A 25116-nucleotide genomic window follows, 5' to 3' on the forward strand; every position below is an offset into this window, starting at 1 on the left:
GGTTCATGGACAAGATCCCTCCTGCGGCGGTCGCCGACCTGAAGGCCTTGCTGGGCGAGCGCGTGCTCACCGAAGCCGGAGCGCTGGCCGCGTACGGCCGGGACGCCACTCCGCTGTTCCGGCACGCGCCGGACGTCGTGGTGCAGCCGCTGACGACCGAGGAGGTCGCCGGGGTGATGCGGATCGCGACGCGGCACCGGGTGCCGGTCACCACGCGCGGGGCCGGGACGAACCTGTGCGCGGCGACCGTGCCGCTGTCCGGCGGGATCGTGCTGTCCACGACGCGGATGACCGCGCTGCTGGAGGTCAGCCGCGACGAGATGCTGGCGGTGTGCCAGCCGGGGGTCACGGCCGGCGCGTTGAACCTCGCGGCTTCCACCGTGGGCCTGATCTACGTCCCGGACCCGGGCAGCAAGGAGGCCTCGACGGTCGGCGGCAACGTCGCCACCTGCGCCGGCGGACTCCGAGGGCTGAAATACGGCGTCACCCGCCAGTACGTGCTCGGCCTGGAGGCGGTCCTGCCGGACGGCGAGGTCATCCGCACCGGCGGCCGCCTGGTGAAGGACGTCGCCGGCTACGACCTGACCCGCCTGCTGGTCGGCTCCGAGGGTACCCTGGCGGTGATCACCGAGATCACCATGGCCCTGGTCCCGACCCCCGCCGCCGCGCGCTACGGCGTGGCCTACTTCGAGACCATGACCGACGCCGCCGAAGCGGTCCGCGACATCGTCGCCACCGGCCCGGCCCCGGCCACCCTGGAGTTCATGGACGCGGTCTGCGTCGCCGCCGTCGAGGACTTCGCCCACCTCGGCCTGCGCCTGGACGCCGGGGCGCTGCTGCTGTTCGGCGACGACGGCGAACCCGACGCCGTCGACCGCTCCCTGTCCCGCATGGCCGAGGTCTGCGCCAAGAATGCCACCCAGATCGAACTCGCCGAGTCGGTGGCCGCCGCCGAGGACCTGCTCGCCGCCCGCCGCTGCAACCTCCCGGCCCTGGCCCGCAGCGGCAGCATGACGATCCTGGAGGACGTGACCGTGCCCCGGCCCAAGCTGGCCGAAATGGTCGCCTTCATCGCCGCCACGGCACAGAAGCACGGCGTCCGCATCGGCACCTTCGGCCACGCCGGCGACGGCAACCTGCACCCTACCGCCGTCGTCGACGCCGACGACCCGGCCGAGACCGAAGCAGCCATGGCAGCCTTCGACGAGATCTTCCGCCACGCGGTGGATCTCGGCGGTACGATCACCGGCGAACACGGCGTGGGGGCGGCGAAGCTGCCCTACCTGGAACACCGATTGGGGCCCGAGCAGATGGCGCTGCTGCGACGGATCAAGGCCGCCTTCGACCCCCTGGGTCTGCTGAACCCCGGGAAGCTGGGCTCATGAGCGAGGAAGCCACCTCCAACAGCATCTTCACCAAAGACCTCCTCGACGCCTGCATCTCCTGTGGCTTCTGCCTCCCGGCCTGCCCGACCTACGCGCTCACCGGCCAAGAACAGTCCTCCCCGCGCGGCCGCATCACCCTGATGCGCCTGCTCGAAACCGGCGACCTCGCGCCCGACGATCCCACTCTCGCCGAGGAGTCCTCGCTCTGCCTGGGCTGCCGCGCCTGCGAGACCGTCTGCCCGGCCGGCGTCCAGTACGGCCACCTCCTCGAAGAGTGGCGCGACGAGCAGTGGAGCGGCCTGAAGCGCCCCTGGATCGTCCGGCCGCTGCTCCTGGTCGCGAATCGTAAGTGGGTCCTGCGCCTGCTCGGCCTGGTCCGCCGCAGCGCCCGCAAACGCCGCCCCAGCCCCGACTCCGACCAGCCGACGCTCATGCTCGGCTGCTTCGAACGCGCCCTGTTCCCCTCGGTCAGCCGCAACCTCGCCGCTCTCGACCCGACACTGGCCGTCGACCCCGACCAGGGCTGCTGCGGAGCCCTGCACGCGCACAACGGCGACCTCGACCAAGGCCGCGACCTGGCCCGCAAGCTCGGCGAACGGCTCCCCGGCACCATCGTCACCACCAGCGGCGGCTGCGCGGCGCACCTGGCCGACGTGATCGGGCGCGACCGCGTCGTCGAGGCTTCCGAGTGGCTGCTTAAGCAGAACACTGATACCGATATCCGTCCCCTCCGCGTCGGCCTCCAGGACAGCTGCCACCTCCGCAACGGCCTCGGCGTCTGGAAAGAACCTCGCGAACTCCTCGGCCGCACCGCCACCTACGTCGAGCTCCCCTCCGCCGGCTCCTGCTGCGGCGCCGCCGGGACCTACGCCCTGGTCCGCAAGAAGGAAAGCAAGGCCATCCTCGCGAAGAAGATCGCCGAGATCGAGGCCGCCGATCTGGACCTGGTGATCGCCGTCAATCCCGGCTGCCTGCGCCAACTCCAGACCGGGCTGCGCAAGTCCAAGAGCCGCACCAAGGCCGTGCACATCGTCGACTACATGCGAGGCCACAAGGGATGACCGCTCCGGAGCTCCTCGACGCCACCTTCAAAGGCCTGCCCCTGCACGCCGCCGTCGCCCTCGACGACCTCGGTTCGCAGGGCTGGAACATCCGCCGCGGCGACACCTCCACCCCGGTCGCGGTCCTGCGCGCCGCCGCCCTGGACGCCAACATCGACGTCATGCGCCGCTTCTGCGCGCAGGCCGGCGTCAGCATCGCCCCGCACGCCAAGACCACCATGTCCCCGCAGCTCATCGCGCGCCAGCTCGCGGCCGGCGTCTGGGGCCTGACCGCCGCGCTGCCGGCGCAGGTGCGGATGCTGTGGTCCTTCGGCGCGCGCCGCGTGCTGATGGCCAACGAGCTGACCGACCCGGCCGCCCTGCGCTGGCTGGCCCGTGAGCTCGCCGCGCACCCCGAGCGCGAGCTGCTGTGTTACGTCGACTCGCTCGATGGCGTCCGGCTCGCCGAGCAGGCCTTCGCCGAGGTCGCCGAAGAGTTGCGCGTCGCCGAGTCGCCCCTCCAACTCCCCGTCCTCATCGAACTGGGCCACGCCTCCGGCCGCACCGGCGCCCGCGACCCCGCCACCGCCCTGGCCGTCGCCGAAGCCGCAGCTGCCGCGCCGCACCTGGCCGTGGCGGGCGTCGCCGGCTACGAAGGCACCATCGGCCACGACCGCACCCCCGAAACCGTCGCCCGCGTCGACGCCTTCCTCACCGCCCTCCGCGACCTCGCCACCACCCTCGCGGCCCGCAGCCTGTTCGACCCCGCCTGCGAACCGATCGCCACCGCCGGCGGCAGCAGCTTCTTCGAACGCGTCGCCGCCATCCTCGGCCCCCTCCCCGCCGACGGCATCCGCGTCGTCCTGCGCAGCGGCTGCTACCTGACCCACGACAACGGCCAGTACGCCACCCTGACCCCGAGCGCCCGCCCCGAGTGGACGCTCCCGCCGTTCCAACCGGCCCTGGAAGTCTGGACCCGCGTCGTCTCCCGCCCCGAACCCGGCCTGGCCCTCCTGAACGCCGGCCGCCGCGACGTCTCCCACGACGCCGGCCTCCCCGTCCCCCTCAAAGCCTGGCGCCCACCCGGCACCCCGATCGACCTCGACGACGCAGCCCACATCAGCGCCCTGAGCGACCAGCACGCCTTCCTCCGCATCGACCCCGCCAGCCCCCTGGCCGTCGGCGACCTCGTAGCCCTCGGCGTCTCCCACCCCTGCATGACCCTCGACCGCTGGCGCCTCTTCCTCCTCGTGGACGAGGACTACGACGTCATCGGCGGTGCCCGCACCTACTTCTGAACCACCGGAGCCACCGGATACCCCATCTGGTACGCCAACCGCTCGTCGGCCCCGTGTCCGACAGTGGTCAGCAGCAACAGATCACGGCCCGCGGCCTCGTGCTCGGATCCGGGACCGGACAGCTCGGCCGGATGCAGCGCCTTCCCGATGTCGTGCGTCGCCGCCCCGAACAGGACGGCCTCCGCGTCCACCGGCAGCCCCCGTTCCGCTGCCCACGCGACCAGCCGCGCCGCGACGTCATGCACCGCCCGCAGATGCGCGACCGTCTTAGGCCAGCTGCGCCAACCCCGAAGGCACATCCGGCAACCCGACCGGCCCCGTCGGCAGCACATCGGCCAGATAGGCATCCATATCAGGCTTCTCATTCATCAACACATGCCGGATCCACGCCGACCGCTCATGCACCAGCACCGCCAGCTCGTACACGCACCCGAGCACCGGCGGCTCGACCGGCGCCAGGTGCCCCGGGTCCTCGTCCGGGCTCCCCAGGAACGGCACGCCGCCGGTCGCGAACTTGCCGTAGATCACGTTGTCCCAGTACCAGCTGTAGACGTTCAGGTGCAGCCCGGCGCCGCTGCGGAACAGCACCGTGAACGCCGCCGGCGGCGTCTCGTCGCGCGGTGCGAGCATGCCGGGGATCAGCGCGAGTGCGTTCTCCTCCCAGTCCTGGCGGATCGGGGTCGCGTCGCGGGCGATGTGGTAGCGCTTGACCGGGCGGCCGTCGATGAGGTCGGTCCCGGCGTGCCAGGCGATCGGTGTCGGATAGCTCATGGCCCGACCGTAGGCGGACATCACTGACACCTCCTGTCAGTGGCTGTGACAGGAGGTGTCAGGCGGTGTCAGGCGGTGTCGCGCAGGCGGTGTCAGCCACCACGTGCCAGCGACGCCGCGCCAGTCAGCTCACCCCGTGTACTGCACCAGGATCTTGGTGAAGTCCCACGGATTCTGCGCCACGCTCGAGCACGCCCCGTCGGCCCAGTTGTGCGGCACGCTCGGGTCGCAGGCCCGGTCCCGGTTCGCCGACCAGTACGAGAACCACGCCGGGTGGTTCGCCTGCGCGAAGCCCAGCAGCGCCGAGAAGTCGCTGAGCTGGAACAGCTCCGAGGGCTGGTCCGTGTGCCCGTTCATGATCTGCAGGCCCAGGTGCGACCAGGCCTGCGCGCTGCTCCAGCCGTAGATCGACTGCAGCTGCCCGACCGCGTCGTTCGCGATCGCCTCGGTCTGGCCGACCTCGGTCCCGGAGGTCAGGCCGGTGTCGAAGTCCATGATGTTGACGACGTCCAGCCGCGCCCCGGCGGCCACCGCCTGCTTGATCTCGTCGACCCCGGAGCCCGGGAACCCGACCGTGGTCATCGGGATGGTCAGCGACACCACCAGGTTCGGGTCGTTCTGCTCCAGGATCTTGATCGCGCCGAACCGGACCGCGGTGTTGCTGTCCAGCGCGGTGTTCTCGTAGTCGAAGTCGACGTGCTTCAGGTTGTACTTGGTGATCACCTGCTGGTACGCCGCCGCCAGCGCCGACGCGCTGCCGCACGACGACCCCAGCTCGGTCCCGTTGTACCCGCCGAAGGACACCGCGGCGTCGCCGCCGGCCGCCCGCAGCGCGCTGATGTCGGCCGCGACCGTCGTGTCCGAGGACACCGGGGTCGAGGCGTTGCCGCCCCAGGCCGGCGTGCAGCCGCCGGAGTCCAGGACGAACGCCAGGTTCAGCTCCTTCTCCCCGGCGCCGATGACGTCGGAGATCGCCTGCGGACTGTTGTCCAGCGGCATGAAGTACGCCGGGTGGTTGAACCCGGAGTTCGGCGGCGGCGGGGGAGTGGAGCTCGGCGACGTCGACGGCGTGGTCGACGGCGTCGTGGGCGGCGTCGACGGGGAGGTGGACGGCGTCGTCGACGGGGTGGTCGGCGGGCTGCTCGACGAGCCCGAGCCCGGCCCGGCCGGCCCCAGCAGGCTGACGTCGTCGCCGTAGTACGTGCCCTGCCCGTACCAGCCGTGCAGGTAGACCGTGACGCTCGTGGTCGACGCCCCGGTGGTGAACGACGTGCTGAGCTGGTTCCACGCCCCGTTGCTGCTCCACGTGCTGGGATCGGTCCCGCCGGTCCCGGTGGCGCCGAGGTACACGTAGCTTCCCTGCACCCACGCCGACAGCGTGTAGGACGAGCTCGGCTGCACGCTCACGGTCTGCGTGCACTGCGCGTCGTCCGAACCGGCCGGCGTCGCACTCAACGCGTGCGACCCGGAGTGCACCGGGCTGCTCACGACCGACCCGCTGTTCGCACTGCACGACCACCCGGTGAGCGTCCCGGTCTCAAACCCCGGATTCACCAGCAGGTTCGCGGCGGCGGCACTGGCCCCGCCGGCGGCCACCGCCACCCCCGCCGCGGCCAACGCCCCGGCCGCGACCACCCCCACCACACCCGCGAGCCGCCGCGAACCCGCCGGCGGCCGGCCGCGGTCCCGATCTCTGCCTCCTGAGCCTCCTGCAGTGCCTCCTGCTGTACCGAGCTCCCTGTCCATCAGGTCTCCTCATTGCTGCGTCTCCTGAGCGACCCCGCACGGTGGAGCGTGGACTAGACCATTGGTGACGTCAAGGGACTAGACCAATTAAGGCCGATTCCTTGCCCGGACAAGGCTCAGCTCGCCCGGAACGGGATGATTTGGCCAGGTCAGCCGCTACTTCTGCGGCCTACTCATGCGCGCCGCGTTTGCGTTGTGCCCCGCTGCGCGCGTATCGCGTGAGCGCAGAGGTTTCCGTCCCTGCGGAAGCCGTTTGCTGTGGGACATGACCGCAGTTGAGTCCCGGCCGGCCACCCCGGAAACGCCCCGGAAGCGGCGCCGCCGCCCCACACCGTGGTTCCTGAAAGCCTTCACCGCGCTGGCGATCGCCGCGTCGGTCCTGTTCGCCGTCATCGCGGCCCTCGGCGCCTCGAACGTCCGCTCCGGCTTCACCGCCATCGGCACCACCGAGGAACCCCAGGTCTCCGCCGGCAACGACCTCATCTACGCGCTCAACGACATGGACGCCAACCTCGCCAACATCCTCATGGTCGGCGACAAGAACCTCGGCCCCGGCGTCGACCGGGCCGCGTTCACCAAGCTCTTCGAGGCCGACCGCGCCGAAGCCGACCACGACCTGCAACTCGCCGCCCTGCACGCCGGCGCGAGCGGCCCCGGCGCCCAGCAGGTGGCCACCGCCTTCAACGCACTCGGCGACTACGAAGCTCTCGCCGCGCAGGTGATGTACGTCGACACCACCTCCGCGAACCGTCCCGCCGGACAGCTCCCGCAGGCCGAATCGGCCCAGTACGCCCAAGCCACCGACCTCATGCGCAGCTCCGTCCTCCCGGCCGCGCACGCCGTCGCCGACAGCAACGGCGCCGCCCTGGAGTCCTCCTACCAGAACCGCCGCAGCGTGGCCCAGGAAGCCGTCTGGTGGATCGTGCTCACCGGCGTCCTCGCCCTCGCCGCGCTCGTCGGCTTCGAACTCTGGCTCACCCGCCGGACGCGGCGCGCGCTGAACCCGGCGCTCGTCGGTGCCACCGTCCTCACCCTCGTCGTGATGATCTGGGGCGCTGTCTCCATGGGCTCGGCCTCCGAGCACCTGCGCGCGGCCAAGAAGGACGCCTACGACTCCGTCGCCGCGCTGTCCGCCGCCAAGGCCGAGAGCACCGACGCCAACGCCGACGAGAGCCGGCTCGTCGTCGATCCCTCCCGCGCCACGCAGTATCAGGCCTCGTTCCTGGCCAAGAGCCGCGCGCTGCTGGACCCCGGTCCGAACGTCACGCTCGACACCTACGACGCGGCCGTCAAAGCCGACCTGGACGCGTACTTCAACAACCCCTCGCACCCGGTCGACTTCGGCGGCTACTTCGGCACCGAGATGAAGAACATCACCTTCCCCGGCGAGCGCGCGGCCGCCGAGCAGATGCTCCGCACGTACCAGACCTATGAGCTCGACGACCGCGTCTTCCGCCAGAAGCTCGCCACCGACCTGCCCGAAGCCATCCGCTTCGACACCAGCCCCGCCGCCTCCGACTCCGACGGCGCCTTCACCGCGTACGCCACAGCGGTGCAGAAGGTCATCGACATCAACGCCGCGGCCTTCACCGCCAACATCAACGCCGGGGTGGACGAGGTGACGCTGTGGCAGTGGCTGCCGCTCGGGGCTTGTGTGCTGGCCGTGGGCCTGGCGGTCGCCGGAGTACGGCCGAGGCTGGCCGAGTATCGCTGACCCCGTTGATCACTCGGGGCGCACTGCTGGTGACGGTGGTGCACGCTCGGTGATCAAGGTATGCGGTCGGTGTGAGGATTCCGGCGGGACCCATTTGAGGTTCGTTTGCGTGGATCTGCCTATGTCATCCCCTGGGTAGTGTGTTGGTGGTAAACACGAGAGATGCGCGAAAGCGCGGGGAGAGTGCATCGGCATGCGGAACACCGCAGACGTCCGTTACATGTACACCAGTTGGCAGACCGCGTATCCCGGACGAGCGGTCGATCTGACGGAGCTGGACTTCCCACCCGTCCACTACGACGCCGGGGTGGCCGCCGCGCTGCGGCTGCTCGACCTCGGTGCCGTCCCGTGCGCCGAACTGGTCGCCGAGATCCGCGACGACCTGCGCGACGCGCTGTTCGCCGCCGAGGACCTGGAGTGCGACTACGCCGCCGTCCTCTACCCGGAGCCGCGCCGGTCGTGTGAGCACGTGTGGGTCGGGTTCTCAGTGTTCGACAACCGCGACGAGCCGGTGACGCCGGCTGAGGCGCTGGCCGAGGAGGTGCTGGATCCGGCGAAGCACGAGGTCGTCTCCGAGCGGATGAAGGACCTCGAGCTGCCGGACGGGCCCGCCGCCCGGCTGATCCAGACCACTGTCACGCGCGACGCGGCGGACGCGTCGTTCCAGTTCGTGCCGCGGCTGACCGTGTGCGGGGTGGCGCGGCAGGCCGGGGCCGGGTACGTCATCCGCGGCCATGCCACCAGCGCTGCGCTCGTGGACACGCTGGACAAGCTGGTCATGGCGTGGGCGCGCAGTGTGTCGTTCGGCGTGCCGGTCGGGTCTGGCGTGGGTGCTGGTGCTGGTGCTGGTGCTGGTGCTGGTGCCGGAGCAGGAGATGTGGAGCTGGCCGGCGCCGGGCCGCAGTTGGCGTTCCACCCGGGTTCCACCCCTCTTCCACCCTTGGGTTGAAGCTGTGACCTGCCCTGATCGGCGATTCTCGAGGTGTCGGGAAAACCCGGCGGAACTCCGGTTGGGTCAGGGAGACCGCAATGAGCGCCAGCATCTGGATCGTCAACCTCGTCGTCCTGGCTTCCGTGCTGGGCACCGACCTCGGCCGCCGCGAGATCAACCGGGGCCGGCTGCTGCGGCCGGCGATCGTGGCCTCGGTGATCGTGCCGATGTACCTGAAGCACCCGGCGACCAGCGGCAGCGGGCTCGTCCTGGAGCTGGCGCTGGCCGGCCTCGGCCTGATGCTGGGCCTGGCCGCCGCGGCGCTGCTGCCGACGCGGCGCGAGGCGGGCAGCGGGCGGACCTACACGCGGGGCGGCGCGGGGTATGCGGCGCTGTGGACCGGCGTGGTCGGCGCGCGACTGGCCTTCTCCTACGGCGCGCAGCACTGGTTCAGCGAGTCGCTGGGGCGCTGGATGTACCAGAACTCGGTGACCGCCGACGCGCTGACCGACGCGCTGCTGCTGATGGCGATCGCGATGCTGCTGGGCCGGACCGGGACGCTGGCGGTGCGGAAGGCGAATCTGCAGGCGGCGCCGACGCGCCCGGTGCTCGCTCGGTGAGCACTGCGACTCAGTAAGCCTCATCGCTCCGAATCCAGTGGCCCCCTCGGAACACTTCCGAGGGGGCCGCTGGTGTGTCTGCTGCTTCCTCTGCTTGCGCGATCAGCTTCTGCGCGAGATGACCATGATGTATTCGCAGGGCGCGTCCGTCCGGTTGGCGAAGCCGTGGTCGGCGTCGGCTTCGAAGAACAGGGAGTCGCCGGCGTCCAGGGCCTCGCTGATCCCGCCGATCGCGACGGTGAGGGTGCCTTGGAGCACCATGATCTGCTTTTCCGTGCCCGGCGGATACGCGGGCAGCAGTCCGGTGGAGACCTGTGCGGGGAGGTAGTGGACGATCAGCTCGGCGCGTCCCGCGCCCGGGGCGGCTGAGGCGATGTGCCGCTCGAAGCCGGTTTCCGGGTCCCGGAAGACGGGGCGGTCGGTCTTGCGCATGACGACGGCCGCGCCGGACGCGGCGTTGCCCGGTGCGCCGATCAGGTCGGAGAGCGATACGTCGAGCGCGTGGGCGATTTTGGACGCGACGCCGATCGTCGGGCTCTTCTCGCCGCGTTCGACCTTGGACAGCATCGCTCGGCTGACCGATGAGCGGGTGGACAGCTGCTCCAGGGTCAGGCCTGCCTGCTCGCGGTGGTGGCGGACGTTGCCGCCGAACGCGCCGGCCAGGTCGTCGCGGGCGGTGTCGTCACCGGCCGGGGCGGTGCCGCCCGGGTCGCCATCGCGGTGCGGTTCGGCCGTTTCTGCGTCTTGCTTGACCACCGTGCTCCTCGATCGATGGGTGTCTCGCTGCCGTCAGTGTAGACTTTCTCCTAAAGTAGATCCTGTCTTCTATTGAAGATTCGCTCGACACCACGGAGGGGTTCCATGCGTTTGATCTCCAGCGGCCGGCACCATGCCAGGTTCGAGTTCGGCGATCTGCAGGTGGTCTCGTTGCGGGACGGGTACATCGACATGCCGCCGACCCGGCTCCGCGACGAGGACGGCTGCGTGCTTGAGGAGTTGCCGGCCGTTGTCCCGCTGGTCGGCGACAACCTGCGGCTGTCGGTCAACGCGTTCTTCGTCACCGACGGCGTTCGGTCGGTGCTCATCGACACCGGCGCGTCCAACGTCTGGCATGTTCCCGGCATGGGGCTGATCTACGACGCGCTCGATGAAGCGGGGATCGACCGCGCGCAGGTCACCGATGTGGCCATCACTCATCGGCATGAAGATCATGTCAGTGGTCTGATCGCACCGGATGGTTCGGAGGCGTTTCCCGAACTCGAGCGCGTGTGGATCGGGGCCGGCGACGTCGCGGTGTTCACCGGGCGGCTCGCGCCGATCCGCGACCGGGTGGTGGCGGTGGCGGAGGAGGTCGCGATCAACGACTGGGCGAGCGCGATCCCGACTCCGGGGCACACTCCTGGTCACACCGTCTATCGGGTCAGCAGCGGCGCGGGACGCCTTCTCGCCTGGGGCGACACTGTTCACGTTCCCACGCTTCAGTTCGAGCAGCCGAGCGTGTCGTGGGAACTGGACGGTGATCAGCCCCAGGCGCGGGCCGCGCGAGCGGCGCTGCTCGAACGACTGGTTCGACCGAACCACTTCGTGGCCGGAGCTCATCTTGATTCGCCGGGGATCGCCCGGGTGGCGTCGTCCGGTGACGGGTACGTGCTGGAGTACCTTGCGCCGCCTATCGGATGATCGGAGCCGCCGGTGCTGAGCGGCGCTCGGCGGCACTCGCCGACACCCGGTTGCCTGGCCGGGCTACTTCGGTCTCCGATAGTTCTGGGCCGCCGACAGACCGTTATCAGGCGCCGCCGCCGACCCGCTACCGAACGCCGCGGTATCCCCGCAGGTGAGACCGGTTCACTCAACATGTCCCCTTGACCGCTACAGCTGGTCCGCCCTACAGTTCCCGCGAAGTTACATCGATGAACGATGCAAGAATGGCGGCGAGCGTGACGCAGCTCCGGTTCACCCAGAAGGGGACCAAGAGTTCCCTTCGTGCGCGCAACGATGTGCTGGTGCTCCAGTGCGTCGCCGCGGGTGAGGGCCGGTTCTCGCGTACCGACGTGATCCGGGAGACCGGACTGCCGACCGCCACCGTGTCGGAGATCGTCGGCGACCTCATCGAGCGCCGCCTGGTCCGCGAGGCCGGGCGCGAGGCGCAGCCGGTGGGCAAGCCGCGGGTGCTGCTCGATCTGGACGACGCGCACCACCGGTTCATCGGCGTGCAGGTCGCCAACGAGCGGATCACCGCCAGCCGCTTCACCCTCAACGGCCACATGGAGCAGACCGAGACGGTCTCGCGCCCGCTGGACGCCCCCGCGCTGACCGCGGTGTCGGACATGGTGCGCCGGATGGGGGCGCCGACGCCGGGCCGGATCACCGGGGTCGGGGTCGCGGTGCCGGGGATCGTCGGCGACGACGGCGTGATCCGCGAGGCCGTGAACTACGGCTGGCACATGGTCTCCATGGGGCACGAGCTGTCAGAGCTCTGCGACGGCCTGCCGGTGCACGTGGTCAACGACGCCAACGCCGTGGCGCTGTCGGAGGTCGCGATCTGCTCCGACCGCGACAAGACGGTGGCGGTGCTGTGGATCGGGACCGGCATCGGCGCCGGGATTGTGCTGGACGGCCGGCTCTACCACGGCGGCAACTTCCGCAGCGGCGAGATCGGGCACATCGACACCGGCACCTCGCTGCGCTGCCGCTGCGGCCTGATCGGCTGCCTGGAAACGGTCGCGGTGCAGCCGGTCATCCTGGGCGACGCCTCGGAGCAGACCGTCGCGAGCTACCTGGCCGGCGGCGACGGCCAGGACGCCCGAGCCCTCGGCGAGCGCGTGACCCGGGCCGCCCGCGAGGTGGCCCGCCTGCTGTCCACCCTGGCCGGCACCCTGGACGTCACCGAGTTCATCCTCGGCGGCCCGATGGCCGGCGACCCCCTGGGCCCCCCGCTGATGCGGGAGATCAACGACCTGCTGGCGCTCCGCGTCATGTCAGGCTTCGAACAGCTGGTCCTGCGCGCCTCCACCCTGGGCACCCACAGCCTGGTCTTCGGCGCCGCCGCGAACGCCATCCGCCAGGAGCTCGGGGTCGTGATCACGATGCCCGCGGGTGCTGACGAGGCCGGTGATAACGCGGCCTAGCCGAGAAGACCCCTTCCGCCATCCGACGCGCGGCCGGCCCACCCCGCCGACCGCCCCAGACGGTGCCGTCCCGAATTCCTGAGCCGGGACGACGCCACCCGGTGCCGCCTCGCTTTCCTGAGCCGGGGCGACTCCGCGGACGCCGTCCCGCATTCCTGAGCCGGGGCGGTGGCCGGAACAGCGCCGCCCCGAATTCCTGAGCCGGGGCGGCGCTGTTTTTTGGTGGGGGTTTCGGTTGGGGACGCAGTTCGGTTGCGCGCCACTGGTTGCGCTGGCGGCCTCCGGTTTCCACCCGCAGCAGCCAAGGCGCACCTCAAGCCGCCTCGTCCGTCCTCGCCTCCCGCCGGTAGCGTCCCGGGGCGATCCCGAACTCGCGCTTGAAAGCCTTCGCGAACGCGAACTCCGACGAGTAGCCCACCCGCAGCGCCACGGCGCTCAGCGGGGCGTCCGACTCGCGCAGGAGCCGGCCCGCCATCGTCATTCGCCACCACGTCAGGTACGTCAGTGGCGGCTCTCCGACCAGTGTCGTGAACCGCTGCGCGAACGCCGAGCGGCTCAGGCCCGCGCGGTCGCCGAGTTCTGCGACGGTCCAGGCGTGCCCCGGATCGTCGTGCAGGTGCGTCAGTGCGGTGCCGATCGCGGGGTCCGTCAGGGCGCCCGGCCAGCCCAGTGCGGCGTCGTCGCGGGCTGAGCGCTCGATCCAGCCGCGCAGGATCAGGAGCAGGAGCGCGTCGACCAGCGCCGGCACCACCCCGTCCTGGCCCGGGCGCGCCTGCTCCAGCTCCTCGCCGAGGAGTGTGACCGTCGCGGCCAGGCCCGGCGTCTCGGATGCCCGCAGCAGCAACAGTTCCGGCAGTTGCGCCAGCAGCGGATGCGGACGCGTCCGCCCCAGCTGGTACGCCCCGCAAATCAGCAGCGACCGTTCCCCGGGTCCTTCGACGTCCACCCGACCGATCGTCTGGCCCGGGCGCCACGCCGCCGGCCTGAAGTCCTGCACCGGTGTCGAGGGATCGTCGGCCAGCGACACCGAGCTCCCGTGCCGGAGCAGCGTCACGTCCCCGACCGCCATCTCCACCGCCTCGCCCTCGGGCGGCAGCAGCCAGCATCGGCCGCGCAACAGCACGTGGAACGTCGTCCCCCCGACCCGCGGGAAGCGCAGTCCCCACGGCGCGTGCACCTCGGTCCGCGCCGACCGCGTCTGCCCGACCCGCATCGCGGCCAAGGCGTCGGTGAGTACGTCCATACGTCGAATGCTAGCGCGCGCCCGGACGATCGGACATGAATCACGGACTCGGCGACATTCATCATCCGCCCCGCGCGCCCTAACGTGGAACACGTAGCCAAGAGAACGAACTCAGGGAGCTGATGAAGATGACCGTCCTGGTGATCGGCGCGACAGGCAAGTCCGGCCGTCCCGTCGTGGAAGCGCTCGCGGCGCGCGGCGTCAAGGTGGCCGCCGCCAGCCGCAACCCGGAGGACGACAGCGCCAGCGGTAACGTCATCCCCGTCCGCTTCGACTGGGCCGACCGCGCCACCTGGGCCCCGGCCCTCCAAGGCGCCGAAGCTCTCTTCATCGTCGGTCCCTACGCCCAGCCCGACGGCGAAACCCTCGTCGCCGACCTCCTCGCCGAGGCCCACGACACCCGCCGCGTGGTCCTGCTCTCGGTGATCGGCGCCGAACTCCTGCCGACCGAGGCGATGATGGCCCACTGGGAGCGCGCCGTCCGCGCCGCCGGCAAGGAGTGGACCTTCCTGCACCCCAACTGGTTCTTCCAGAACTTCGGCACCGGCTTCGCCCCGGCCCTGCGCGATCGCGGCGTCCTGCAGCTCCCGGCCGGCGACGGCGCCGTCAGCTTCGTCGACACCCGCGACATCGCTGAAGTCGCCGCCGTGGCGCTCACCGAGAACGGCTACGCCGGCCAGATCCTCACCATCACCGGCCCCGAGAGCCTGACCCACCAGCAGGCCCTCGACGTCCTCGGCGAAGCCGCCGGCCGCACCCTGACCTACCAAGCGGTCCCGCCGCAGCAGGCTGAGGAGAGCTCCCGTGCCGCCGGGGTCGGCGAGCGCACCATCGTCGCCCAGCGCGGCCTGTTCCAGGTCATCCGCGACGGCGGCAACGCCCCGGTGACCGACGTGGTCCAGCGCCTCACCGGCCACGCGCCGCGCAGCCTCGTGCAGTACGCCGCCGAGAACGCCGAAATCTGGAAGGCCCTGGCGGCGACAGGCGAATAATTGAACTAGTGCATAACATGTTGTCACTAGTTCAAAGAATCGCTAAGCTGCGGATCATGACAGCGAAGACCCCCGCGCCGACCACCCTCACCGGGTCCCATATCCGCCTGGAGCCCCTGACCCGCGGCCATCTTCCCGACCTGTTCGCGGCCGGCGGCAACGACGACGCGGTCTGGCAGTGGCAGGGCGGCCCGACGCCGCGCACCGAGGAAGAGCTCGGGGAGAAGCTGGACAAGCTCCTCGCCGACGACGAGTTCGTGGCCTTCGCCGTCATCCACCTGGCCGGCGGCCGCGCCGTCGGCTGGACCACCTTCCTCGACATCAGCCCGGTCGACGAGCGCCTGGAGATCGGCTGGACCTGGTACGGCAGCGCCTACTGGCGCAGCCCCGTGAACACCGAGGCCAAGCTCCTGCTCCTCACCCACGCCTTCGAGGACCTGGGCATGGGCCGCGTCCAGTGGAAGACCGACCACCTGAACCAGCGTTCGCAGAACGCCATCGCCCGCCTCGGCGCGCAGCGCGAAGGCGTCCTGCGGCGGCACCGGATACGGCCCGACGGCACGTTCCGCGACAGCGTCTACTTCTCGATGCTCCAGGACGAGTGGCCGGCCGCCAAGCAGCGTCTGACGGAGCGGCTCGCGCGCGGCTGACCGGAGTCGCCGCGATGCCGGCGGTCCGCCATCCACGGGGGATGGCGGGCTGCTCGTCGGCGCAGGCTCCCCGGTTAGGGTGAGCCCATGACCGCCACGCCGGCCCCCGCCGACAGCGACCACAGCACCGGCCACACCGTCGGCCGCAGCACAGACCACGACACCGGCCAGGCCACCGGACACGACACCGCCCCGGCCCCCGCACCCGAACAGTCCGCCCCGCGCCGCGTGACCACCCTGGAACTGTTCTTCGACCTGGTCTTCGTGTTCACCATCACGCAGCTGACGGTGCTCCTGGCCGGCGACATGTCCTTCGCCCAGGTCGGCCGCGTCCTGCTGATCTTCGCGGTCCTCTACTGGATGTACGGGGCCTACGCCTACCTCACCAACCAGGTCCCGCCGGAGAACCTGTCCCGTCGCGTGATCCTGATGGTCGGCATGTTCGGCTTCCTCACCTGCGCGCTGGCGATCCCCGAAGTCTTCAGCGTCGACGGCGTCGCCTTCGGCCTGGCCTTCATCCTCGTGACGGCCGTCCACAGTGCGCTCTACGCCCTGATCCACCGCCAATACGTGCTCAGCTTCGCCATCCCGAACCTGGCCGCCGCCGCGTGCGTCACGGCGGCCGGCGCCGTGAAGGGCGGCGCCGCCGCCGATGTGCTCTGGCTCGCGGCGGTCGTCCTGCAACAAGTCGCGCCGGTCGTCTCCGGCCGCGTCACCGGCGACTACGGCCAGGGCCGCGCCCGCGTCACCGAGACCGTCGGCGAGCTGGACCCCGCGCACTTCGTCGAGCGCCACGGCCTGCTGCTGATCATCGCCTTCGGCGAGTCGGTCGTCGCCATCGGCGCCGGGGCGGCCGGCACCCGCCTGGACTGGCCGCTGGCCGCCGGGATCGCGCTGGCCCTGACGCTGGCCGCGGCGCTCTGGTGGACGTACTTCGGACACGACGAATCCGCCGCCGAACACGCCCTCGCCGCCGCCTCCGGCATCCGGCGCTTCCGACTCGGGATGCGGGCGTATTACTACAGCTTTATCCCGATGCTGCTCGGTATTGCGATCCTTGCCGCCGGTCTGAAAAAGGCAATCGGTCATCTCGGCGATGCACTGCCGACCGCACCGGCAATCGCACTTGCAGGCGGCGTCGCCGTTTTCCTGGTCGGCGATCTCTGTTTCCGTCTCAGCTTGCGGATTTCTCCCATGTTCTTCCGGGCTGTCGGCGCGGCGGCCGTCCTCGCCACGATTCCGCTGGCGAGCGCTTCGGCGGCGGCGGAACTTCTCGGACTCGTCATTGTCATGGTCCTGATGCTGGTGGCGGAGGAGGACGCGCGGCGCCGTCAGCTCGGGGGCCCGACTTCACACGGAGAGTCGATCACCCATTGACGCCCGCCCCGAGGGCGGTTAGACAGGGCAGAGTCCGAGCATCGGACGCCTCTCACAAGGAGCCGAATGATGAACGAACTGCTCGAGTTGGAGCCACGCGAGACCGATGCCGACGAACTCGACGTGGACACTGCCTTCAGCGGGATAGCCGACGCCGCTCGGGACCACAGCCAGTGCCTGCACTGCTGCGGTGACGACGTCAGCCACTGGTTCTTCGCGACCAGCATCCCCTGGTAGTCCTGCACGACGGCGCGCTGGGGGCGACCCGCGTCAGGACTGACGGCGACACGGCGACACGGCACCACAGCACCACGAAAGAAGGACGTTCGATATGAACGGCGGGCTGTCGCCTCAGGACGTGGAGCGGCTGATCCGAAAACACGCCGCCGAGGCCGGCGTCGAGATCGGGCTGAAGGAAGGCGTCACCTGGCTGGGTGTCCGGCCGCCGGGTGCGCACGTCGTGGAACAAGGATGGAAGCTGCACGTCTCCAGCCGGACCCGGGCTCTGGCCGAGACCGCCGAGGTGATCGTACCGGCCCTGCTGGCCGAGGGCTGCGCCTTCAAGATGGCCGCCTCCACCGGCGCCCTGGCGCGGCTCAACGACGGCACGATCACGCCGTCGTCGATCGGCAAGGCCTTCACCGTCTACCCCGAACAGGACCGCGTACGCGCCGTGGGGCTGATGCTCGCGCACCTTTTACGCGGCCGGGCGGCGCCGCGCGTGCTCAGCGACCGCCGCGTGGCCGCCGACGCCCCGGTGTACTACCGCTACGGACCCATCGACAAACCCTGGGGCGCCGACGCGCAGGGCAAGCTGGTCATGACCCTGACCGGCCCGGACGGTGAGGAGTTCCCCGCCCTGGCGACGCTGCGCTACCGGCAGCCGGCCTGGGCCGTGGACCCGTTCACCGGCGAGCCCGGCGCGCGGGACTGGCAGCGGCCGCCGACCCTGACCACGCGCCTGGGGGACTACTACGAGATCGACTCCGGCATCGTGCACGCCGGCCGCGGCGACGTGATGCGCGCCGTGGACGTGCGCGACGGCAGCCGGGTCATCGTCAAGCAGTCGCGGGCCCTGGTCGACGAGGGCGACGACGGCGTCGACACCCGCCTGCGCGTGCGCAACGAGCGGCGAGTGCTGGCCGTGCTGGAAGGCGTGGACGGCGTCGCGGGCTACGTCGACCACTTCCGCGCCGGCACCGACGAGTTCCTGGTCACCCGCGACGTCGGCCGGTACAACCTCGCCGACGACGTGATGGAGAACGGCCGCTACCTCGCGACCTACGCCACGGCGCACCCCGCGACCCACTCCACAGCCGACCCCGGTGCGACCACGGGGCGCGTCCCCGGACGCACGCTGGAAAAGCTCGCGCGGCAACTGGCGACCGTGATCCTGGCCGTCCACGACCGGGGCGTCCTGATCCGCGACCTCAACCCGCGCAACGTGGTCGTCGCCCCGGACGGCTCCGCGAAACTGATCGACCTCGGGCTGGCCGGCCACAACGGTCTTTACTTGCCCGGCGGCACCTCCGGCTATTCCAGCGCCCGGCAGTTCCGGCACCAGGAACCGACCACCGGCGACGACCTCCTGGCCCTGGGCACCACCCTGTGCTACGCCTGGTCGGCCCTGCCCGCCGTGGTCCTGAGCAAAGACGTGGACGAGCCGCGCCGCGTCGCGTTACGCATGATCCGAGCGCGTTGCGGTGAGGCCCCGGGCGGTGTCCTGGGGCTGATCTGCGATCTGCTCGGGATGAACGACGTCCGCGCGCAGCAGGCGGCCCAGCGCATGGCCGCCGGCGACTTCTCCGCCACCCGGCGGACCCGCACCGCGCTGCCTGTCTCCGCCCCGGTCACCGACGCGCTGATCGAGGAGATCGCTGCGAACCTGCTGACCGACCTCACCGGCCAGACCCGCAGGGTCCTGACAGAAGTCCCGCGCACCGAACAGGTCGGCGTGGACGGCTGCGTCTACCGGGGCGGCGCGGGCATCGGCATGGAACTGCTGGAACACCTGGAGACCCCGGGCGTCCCGGCACTGGTCGCCGAACTGGTGCCGTTCAGCCGGCGCGGAGCCGATGTCGTCCGTCTGGGCCCGGGACTGTGGACCGGACGGACCGGCCTGGACATCTTCCGGCTCAGCGCGGCACAGCGCCTGGCTCCCGGCATCCTGCCGGCCGCCGACGCCGACCCCGCCGGATACCCGATAACCGATCCCTCCGCCGTCGAAACCCTCGACGCGGACTGGAAGCCCGAATACTCCGACCTGGTCAGCGGCGCCTCCGGCATCGGCCTGGGCCACCTGCTGCTCCACGACCTCGACCGGCGCCCCGACCACCTGGACATCGCCCGGCAGTGCGCCGAGCACGTCCTGGCCAACGCCATGCCCGACGCCGACTCCCAACCCGGACTGCTCGGCGCCGCCTCCGGCGTGGAACCCTCCACCGCCCGCGGCCACGGCCTGGCCGGCACCGTCGACGCGCTCGCCGTCATCGGCAGCCGGCTTGCCGACGACACCATCCTGTCCGGCGCCGACGAACGCGCCCGCGAACTCGTCCGGCGCGCCGACCGGCTCGCCGCGAAGTCCGCCCGGCCCACCACGGCCCCCCTGGCCGCGTCCTGGTGCCAGGGCCTGGCCGGCATCACGACCAGCCTGCTGACCGCGGGCGAGTACCTGAACGACCCGGCCTACACCGACGCCGCACGCCGCACCGCCGACGCCTGTATCGCGCTCATCCCGCGCATGGACAAGCCGACCCAGTGCTGCGGCCTGTCCGGGATCGGCAACACGCTGATCGACATCGCCGTCCGCGAGGGCGACGACCGGTACTGGCGGGCGGCGCGCGCCGTCGTGGCCCAACTGCTGGTGCGCAGCGCCGGACCGGCCGGCCACCCGCTGTTCGTGCGCGACGACCCGGGCGAGTACAGCGCGTCCTGGGCCTACGGCGTCGCCGGGATCCTGGGCTTCTTCCGGCGCCTGTCCCGGGGCGGCGGGCCGATGGCGCTGGCGGTCAGCTCGTCGCTGTCCTGCGTGCCCTGACCACCGCGTCCATGCCGAGGTGATCCCTCAGCAGGGCGACGAGGCGGCCGCCGTCGATCAACGTGATGCGGCCGACCTCCCGGGCGAAGGCGTGGCTCGCCGGGCCGAACGACGAGGTGGTGACGACCAGGCCGGTGTAGGCCTTCTTCTCCTGCATCGTGCCGTAGAGCGCGCGCACCGCCTCGACCGGCACGGTGCCGCTGTACCGCTTGGCCTGGATCACACAGACGCCGCCGATGGCGATGTCGTCGCGGACGGCCACCGCGTCGACGCCGCCGTCGTGGCTGTCCGGCGTCTTCCACGCCCGGAAACCCATGGCCAGGAACAGATCGCGGATGAGGCGCTCGAAGTCGAAGGGGTCCATGGCGGCAAGGTCGAGGGCTGCGGCGGCGTCATGGCGGCGCTCGCTGTCGAGGTCGATGAACGGGGTCACGGGTTCCAGGGCGCAGGGGTCCTTGGAAAGCAGACCTCTTAAATGCTCCAGGCAGCGCACCGGGTCCAGCTGCGGCTCGTCCAGCGCGACCTTCTCGAAGTCCTCCCGCGACACCACCAGCGTCACCAGGCACGGCCGGCCCGGCTGACCGGTCGCCGGATCGGTGCCCGGGACGTGGCCGTTCACGGCGATGACGTTGACCGCCTCCGGCGCGGTGAGGGCGGCGACGTAGTCGGCGACGCAGAGAGCGAGGCGTGCGACGGCATCGCGGTAGATGCGGCGGCGTTCTGATTCCGGCCGCGGAACTGCGACGATCTCCTCTTGCGCGGCGACGTACCGGAACGCCTTCTCGGCCGGAATCCCTTCCGGACGCGGCAGATCCACCGCGACGGTCAGCCGCCGGGTTTGAGGGGAGTAGGCCACATCTGGATGTGAGCGCTTGAGAAACGAGCGCTCTTCGAGGAGCTGCGCGATGCGCTCGGCGTAAGCTTCCGCGTCGCCGCATTCGGGAGCCGCGTTCGAGTCCTGATGCAGCGGCTCCAGACGCAGCGGCGCCAAGCCGCGATCGCGATCTGTCAGGACACTTCCGATCGCCTGAACCCGCTGCTCCACCTCGCGTGTCCGGGCCGCCGCCTGGTCCCTGAGCCGCTGCGCGGACCGGTCCTTCTGCTCGCGGGCCTGAGCCTGCTGGCGCAGCGTCTCCCGCTTCTCCATCTCGCGGAGCACCTGCTGGACCTGGCGCGCATCGGCGGCCTGCTGCCGGCGGGCCAGATCTTCGGCGGCGCGCTGGGCCTGCCGTGCGGCCGCCTCCTCCCGTCGCGCCGCCGCCCGTTTCTCTTTCTGCTCGGCCTGCATCGCGGCCTTCTCCAACGCCGCCTTGTGCGCCGCCCTGCGTTGCTGCGCCTCGAAGAGCTGCTGCGTGAGACTCTTCGGCTTCGACCCCGCCACACCTCTAGAATACGGCCAGCGAAACACAGCAAAACGGCGCCGAAACCAACGGGTCCGGCCTCGGGTGGTCAGGGGTGGGGAGATGTACGCGGAGGAGCGTCAGCAGGCCATTCTGGCCAAGGCGCGGGCCGAGGGCCGCGTCGACGTGGTGAGCCTGGCCGAGGGGCTGGCGGTCACCACCGAGACCATCCGCCGGGACCTGACCGTGCTGGAGCGCGCCGGGGTGGTGCGCCGGGTGCACGGCGGCGCGATCCCGGTCGAGCGGCTGGGCTTCGAGCCCGGCGTGGCGGCCCGGGACTCGGTGATGACCGGGGAGAAGGAGCGGATCGCGAAGGCGGCGCTGGCCGAACTGCCCGAGGAGGGCTCGATCATCGTCGACGCCGGGACCACGACCGGGCGCCTGATCGAGGCCCTGCCGGTGGACCGGGAGCTGACCGTGGTCGTCAACGCGCCGGCCTTCGCCGCGCAGCTGGCGACCCGCTCCAACCTCACGGTCCTGATGCTCGGCGGGCGGATCCGGGGCCGGACCATGGCCGCGGTCGACGACTGGGCCCTGGCCCCGCTGTCCCAGCTGTGCGTCGACGTGGCGTTCATGGCCACCAACGGGGTCTCGGTCGGTCGCGGGCTGACGACCCCGGACATCACCGAGGCCGCGGTGAAGCGCGCGATGATCGGCGCCGCGCGGCGTACCGTGCTGCTGGCCGACCACAGCAAGGTCGGCAACGACTGCATGGCGCGCTTCGGCGGGCTGAACGACGTCGACCTGTTCATCACCGACGAGGGCCTGGACGAGGAGACCGCGGGGGAGTTCGGGGACGCCGGGGTGCGGGTCGTCCGTACGTGAGCTGAGCCGATGGACCGGTCCGGCGTCCCGCCCCGTCCCGTCACCAGGGCAGGCGCAGCCAAGGGCTCTCCGGCTTGCTCAGCAACGACTTCCCGCCGCTGGTGTAGCGGCGGTGGTCGGCGTTGATCTGCTGCGCGTCGAACCCGACGTTGGCCTGCCAGAACACCCGGCCGGCCAGGAAGCCGAGCTGGAACTCCTCCCACGACGGGTACTCCGGCAGTGCCATGCGCACCGCCGCGTCGATCGCCGCCCACGCCTCGTCCGGATGCAGGTAGCCGGCGTCGACGATGAAGCGGCTCACGTGCACCACCCGCGCGGCGTCCCAGGCGGCGATGCTCTCGATGATGCGGCGCGGGTAGTACCACTGCATCGAGGCCCGATGCGGCCAGCCCGACTGGAAGTAGTTCAACGCCACGTCCGGGCGCTCGCCGCGCTGAATCGCGATCGCCGGGATCTCCCGCGTGGCCTGCTCGACCCGGGCCCGCTCCTCGGCGCGGCTGAGGTCCCAGCCCGCGTTCAGGTAGCCGCGGACGCAGGTGTAGACGGCGCGATGGCCGCCGCCGTCCAGGAGGTAGCGGTAGGTGGCGCGCGCGGACTGCGCGTCGTGGACGTCCCAGGACTGCTCCAGGACCCGCGCGGCGGACTTCGGGTCGGCGGCGGTGGTCAGGGCGTTGATCGGCAGGTAGTCGCTCGCCGCGTACACGGCCCCGAGGGCCAGCCCGCGCTCCTGCCGCTGGGTCAGCGCAGGCGCGTCGGGCAGTACTTTGAAGCCGAAGTCGACCATGTTCTTCAACCTGCCCAAGATCCCCACCGATGTTCCCCCTGCCATGACCGGACCGGACGTCCCGCCGCGGGGGCCGGAACGGTCGTTCGGCGGAGCCGGGGCGATGCTGGACACGGGACCCTAACGCGGGGCGTCGGCGGGGCGCATCGGCAGAATTACCCGCAGTGAGCGGCGGGGCCGGGCATTTCTACCGGTGCCGGGATGAGTGATACCGGCTACCGGCACTGTCGCTGCCGGAGCTGCCGGAGCTGCCGGAGCTACCGGGCTACCGGTGCCGCGTCGCCTGCTCGACGATCGCGTCCAGGCTCGCCGAATGCGCGCCGCGCCAATACGCGTGGCCGCAGGACTCGCATTCGGCGAAAGCGTCGTAGGACTTGGCGGTGCCGCTCTCCACCCGGCTCTGCATCTCTTCCTTCGTCACCGGCCGCAGCACGCCGTTGCACGCGGTGCACCGGGTCCACGGTGCGAGCTCGGGCTGGAAACGGTCCAGGATCTCGTCGAGCTGCACGGTGGGCTGGTGGCTGTAGACGTAGGCGCCGGCGAACAGCTCACGCCGGTGCAGAAGCCCCCGATCGCGCGAGAGCATCACCCGCCGCTCCTGCGCGGAGCGAGCCGCCAGCGCCGCGTCGCCGATATCAGGGGTCTCATACGCGGCGTCGATGCCGAGCACCCGCAGCCGCCGGGCGAGCGTGCCGAGGTGGATGTCGAGCAGGAAGCGCAGCGGACCCTCGACGCGCTGCGGGAAGGCGAGCTTGCGGACCTCGACGTCCTCCCCGGACACCGGCACGTGCCCGGCCGCCGTCGGCCGCCCGTCCACCAGCAACTCCCCGACCTCGACCAACGGCACCCCGAGCGCCTCCACGACGTGCCCGAGGCTGGAGGTCGCGTCGGTCGCCACGGCCGCGCCCGGCTTCCGGTTCGCCGCCGAGACGAAGACGTGCAGCCCCGGGTCGAAGGTGATGGTGATGTCCGCTTTCGCCACGGGGCCAGCATGCCAGCGGACGCGATCTCGGGACCAGTCGTTTGTGGCTTCCTGCCGCGCTCCAGCCCTCGGTCCCCGGCCCTTGGTCCCCAGCCCTCAGTCCTCAGTCCTCGGCTTCCTCGCCCCGCGGCGCCGCGTTCGCCATCACCCACCCGACCAGCGGCGTGATGTCCCGCCAGTACTTCGTCAGCACCGTCGCGAACCCGGCGTCCTCGCCGACCGCCGGCGCCACCGCCCGCCCCGCCGTCAGGTGCTCCCGCCGCATCAGGTCCAGCCGCGGATGGTCGGCGGGCACGCCGCGCGGCCGGGTGCGTACCTGCGCGCCGCCGATCTCGAAGCCGCGCTTCTCCAGCCTCGCGACGATCGCCTCGAGCTCCGGTCCTGTGGCGGCGCTGTCGATCGCGGCGCGGAAGCGCGCGGTCTGCTCGCGCTGCTGCGGGAAGAAGCCGCCGCCGACGTGCAGCCCGTCGGCGTCCAGCGAGAGGTAGTAGCCGATCCCCGGCGCGACGTTCAGCAGCGCGCCCTGGTGCGTCTTGTACGGCGTCTTGTCCTTGCTGAAGCGGATGTCGCGGTACGGCCGGAACAGGCTCGGCGTGCCGTCGAAGGCGGGCGCCAGCTGGTCCAGCAGCGCCTGCATCGGCTCGCGCACCGCGCTGTCGTACACCTGCTTGTGCTCGGTCCAGTAGGCCTTCGAGTTGTCGGCGGCGAGCCCGAGGTAGAAGTCGTACGCCTCATCGCCGAACCCTGCGAACCGCGTCGTCATGCCGCCATCGAACCATGCCCGCGCCCCGGCCGCCGCGCCGCCGTCACCCGTTCGGCCCGCCGCCCGCCGCCTCCCCGGATGCGCACCGCCGCCACCTGCCCGAGCCTGGCAACTATGAGCGAGCACACTTACCGCGTCACCGAGATCGTCGGCTCCTCGCACGAGGGCGTCGACGCCGCGATCCGCAACGCGATCAGCCGCGCCAGCGCCACCCTGCACAAGCTCGACTGGTTCGAGGTCACGCAGATCCGCGGCCACCTGAAGGACGGCGAGGTCGGCCACTTCCAGGTGGGGCTGAAGGTCGGCTTCCAGATCGACGACGCGGACTGAGGCGAAGCCGGCGGCGCGAGCACCTGCCGCGCGCCCGAGCCCGCCGCCGCGCGAAAAGCTACCGCCGCTCGCCGGCCCGGGCATGATGTTCTCGCGTGCT

At 71.1% G+C, this 25116-nt stretch carries 23 protein-coding genes and 1 pseudogene; 15 read left to right on the forward strand and 9 right to left on the reverse strand.

All coding sequences use genetic code 11. From position 1 onward, the window contains the following. The first annotated feature begins 5 nt into the window (after window positions 1–5). From ABH920_RS40145 to ABH920_RS40155, 3 genes are read left to right on the forward strand one after another with little or no spacing between them, the layout of a single operon-like run. Complete coding sequence (locus ABH920_RS40145) at window positions 6–1385, forward strand: FAD-binding oxidoreductase (protein ID WP_370354548.1); 1380 nt, start codon at window positions 6–8, stop codon at window positions 1383–1385. Then, window positions 1382–2446, forward strand: coding sequence for a (Fe-S)-binding protein (locus ABH920_RS40150; protein ID WP_370354549.1), 1065 nt, complete (start codon window positions 1382–1384; stop codon window positions 2444–2446). The genes ABH920_RS40145 and ABH920_RS40150 overlap by 4 nt, the downstream gene beginning before the upstream one ends. Then, window positions 2443–3723 (forward strand): alanine racemase, encoded by a 1281-nt coding sequence (locus ABH920_RS40155; protein ID WP_370354550.1) that lies wholly within the window; start codon window positions 2443–2445, stop codon window positions 3721–3723. The genes ABH920_RS40150 and ABH920_RS40155 overlap by 4 nt, the downstream gene beginning before the upstream one ends. A 59-nt stretch (window positions 3724–3782) precedes the next feature. Here ABH920_RS40155 and ABH920_RS40160 read toward each other — a convergent pair. The 3 genes and pseudogenes from ABH920_RS40160 to ABH920_RS40170 all read right to left on the reverse strand — a co-directional run. Further along, window positions 3783–4022 (reverse strand): annotated as a pseudogene (locus ABH920_RS40160) (HD domain-containing protein); the annotation flags it as partial. Next, window positions 3991–4494: a hypothetical protein gene (locus tag ABH920_RS40165; protein WP_370354551.1), complete on the reverse strand. Its 504-nt coding sequence runs from the start codon at window positions 4492–4494 to the stop codon at window positions 3991–3993. The pseudogene ABH920_RS40160 and the gene ABH920_RS40165, both read right to left, overlap by 32 nt. Window positions 4495–4623: 129 nt before the next feature. Next, window positions 4624–6138 (reverse strand): carbohydrate binding domain-containing protein, encoded by a 1515-nt coding sequence (locus ABH920_RS40170; protein ID WP_370354552.1) that lies wholly within the window; start codon window positions 6136–6138, stop codon window positions 4624–4626. Between the two features lie 367 nt (window positions 6139–6505). Between ABH920_RS40170 and ABH920_RS40175 the strand changes: the two genes are divergently transcribed. The 3 genes from ABH920_RS40175 (at window position 6506) to ABH920_RS40185 (ending at window position 9505) form a co-directional block, all read left to right on the forward strand. After that, window positions 6506–7954 carry a hypothetical protein gene (locus ABH920_RS40175; protein ID WP_370354553.1) on the forward strand — a complete coding sequence of 483 codons (1449 nt, stop codon included), beginning with the start codon at window positions 6506–6508 and terminating at the stop codon, window positions 7952–7954. 193 nt (window positions 7955–8147) lie between these two features. Further along, window positions 8148–8903, forward strand: coding sequence for a hypothetical protein (locus tag ABH920_RS40180; protein WP_370354554.1), 756 nt, complete (start codon window positions 8148–8150; stop codon window positions 8901–8903). An 80-nt stretch (window positions 8904–8983) separates the two neighbouring features. Beyond that, window positions 8984–9505 (forward strand): hypothetical protein, encoded by a 522-nt coding sequence (locus ABH920_RS40185; RefSeq protein WP_370354555.1) that lies wholly within the window; start codon window positions 8984–8986, stop codon window positions 9503–9505. A gap of 102 nt (window positions 9506–9607) precedes the next feature. On the opposite strand, the gene ABH920_RS40190 is transcribed toward ABH920_RS40185, so the two are convergent. Next, a complete protein-coding gene (locus ABH920_RS40190; protein WP_370354556.1) occupies window positions 9608–10261 on the reverse strand; it encodes a helix-turn-helix domain-containing protein in 654 nt (217 codons plus the stop codon). 105 nt (window positions 10262–10366) lie between these two features. Here ABH920_RS40190 and ABH920_RS40195 point away from each other — a divergent pair, with 105 nt between their 5' ends. Together ABH920_RS40195 and ABH920_RS40200 are read left to right on the forward strand one after the other, a co-directional pair. Then, window positions 10367–11185: an MBL fold metallo-hydrolase gene (locus ABH920_RS40195; protein ID WP_370354557.1), complete on the forward strand. Its 819-nt coding sequence runs from the start codon at window positions 10367–10369 to the stop codon at window positions 11183–11185. A 230-nt stretch (window positions 11186–11415) separates the two neighbouring features. Then, window positions 11416–12633 (forward strand): ROK family protein, encoded by a 1218-nt coding sequence (locus tag ABH920_RS40200; protein WP_370354558.1) that lies wholly within the window; start codon window positions 11416–11418, stop codon window positions 12631–12633. 313 nt (window positions 12634–12946) lie between these two features. Here ABH920_RS40200 and ABH920_RS40205 read toward each other — a convergent pair whose 3' ends face one another. Next, complete coding sequence (locus tag ABH920_RS40205) at window positions 12947–13876, reverse strand: AraC family transcriptional regulator (protein ID WP_370354559.1); 930 nt, start codon at window positions 13874–13876, stop codon at window positions 12947–12949. Window positions 13877–13998: 122 nt separating this feature from the next. Here ABH920_RS40205 and ABH920_RS40210 point away from each other — a divergent pair, with 122 nt between their 5' ends. From ABH920_RS40210 to ABH920_RS40230, 5 genes are all read left to right on the forward strand, one after another. Further along, entirely contained in the window at window positions 13999–14868 is an 870-nt protein-coding gene (locus tag ABH920_RS40210) for an NmrA family NAD(P)-binding protein (RefSeq protein WP_370354560.1), read from the forward strand. Window positions 14869–14924: 56 nt separating this feature from the next. Beyond that, window positions 14925–15518, forward strand: a complete 594-nt coding sequence (locus ABH920_RS40215; protein ID WP_370354561.1) for a GNAT family N-acetyltransferase — start codon at window positions 14925–14927, stop codon at window positions 15516–15518. A gap of 87 nt (window positions 15519–15605) precedes the next feature. Beyond that, complete coding sequence (locus tag ABH920_RS40220) at window positions 15606–16895, forward strand: low temperature requirement protein A (protein ID WP_370354562.1); 1290 nt, start codon at window positions 15606–15608, stop codon at window positions 16893–16895. A gap of 69 nt (window positions 16896–16964) precedes the next feature. Next, window positions 16965–17132: a hypothetical protein gene (locus ABH920_RS40225; protein WP_370354563.1), complete on the forward strand. Its 168-nt coding sequence runs from the start codon at window positions 16965–16967 to the stop codon at window positions 17130–17132. A gap of 94 nt (window positions 17133–17226) precedes the next feature. Further along, a complete protein-coding gene (locus ABH920_RS40230; protein WP_370354564.1) occupies window positions 17227–19932 on the forward strand; it encodes a lanthionine synthetase LanC family protein in 2706 nt (901 codons plus the stop codon). Here ABH920_RS40230 and ABH920_RS40235 read toward each other — a convergent pair. Continuing rightward, window positions 19904–21313, reverse strand: a complete 1410-nt coding sequence (locus ABH920_RS40235) for a restriction endonuclease (RefSeq protein WP_370354565.1) — start codon at window positions 21311–21313, stop codon at window positions 19904–19906. The genes ABH920_RS40230 and ABH920_RS40235 overlap by 29 nt on opposite strands. 82 nt (window positions 21314–21395) lie before the next feature. Here ABH920_RS40235 and ABH920_RS40240 point away from each other — a divergent pair, with 82 nt between their 5' ends. Beyond that, a complete protein-coding gene (locus tag ABH920_RS40240) occupies window positions 21396–22157 on the forward strand; it encodes a DeoR/GlpR family DNA-binding transcription regulator (protein WP_370354566.1) in 762 nt (253 codons plus the stop codon). Between the two features lie 40 nt (window positions 22158–22197). Here the strand turns inward: ABH920_RS40240 and ABH920_RS40245 are convergent, their stop codons facing one another. The 3 genes from ABH920_RS40245 to ABH920_RS40255 form a co-directional block, all read right to left on the reverse strand. Beyond that, entirely contained in the window at window positions 22198–22941 is a 744-nt protein-coding gene (locus ABH920_RS40245) for a DUF1266 domain-containing protein (RefSeq protein ID WP_370354597.1), read from the reverse strand. Between the two features lie 265 nt (window positions 22942–23206). After that, a complete protein-coding gene (locus ABH920_RS40250; RefSeq protein ID WP_370354567.1) occupies window positions 23207–23923 on the reverse strand; it encodes a Mut7-C RNAse domain-containing protein in 717 nt (238 codons plus the stop codon). Window positions 23924–24026: 103 nt separating this feature from the next. Next, on the reverse strand, window positions 24027–24686 hold the full coding sequence (locus ABH920_RS40255; protein WP_370354568.1) for a DUF2461 domain-containing protein: 660 nt from the start codon (window positions 24684–24686) through the stop codon (window positions 24027–24029). Between the two features lie 114 nt (window positions 24687–24800). Here ABH920_RS40255 and ABH920_RS40260 point away from each other — a divergent pair, with 114 nt between their 5' ends. Next, window positions 24801–25016: a dodecin gene (locus tag ABH920_RS40260; protein WP_370354569.1), complete on the forward strand. Its 216-nt coding sequence runs from the start codon at window positions 24801–24803 to the stop codon at window positions 25014–25016. The last annotated feature ends 100 nt before the right edge of the window (window positions 25017–25116 follow it).

It is taken from the genome of Catenulispora sp. EB89, from assembly GCF_041261445.1.
GTDB lineage: Bacteria > Actinomycetota > Actinomycetes > Streptomycetales > Catenulisporaceae > Catenulispora.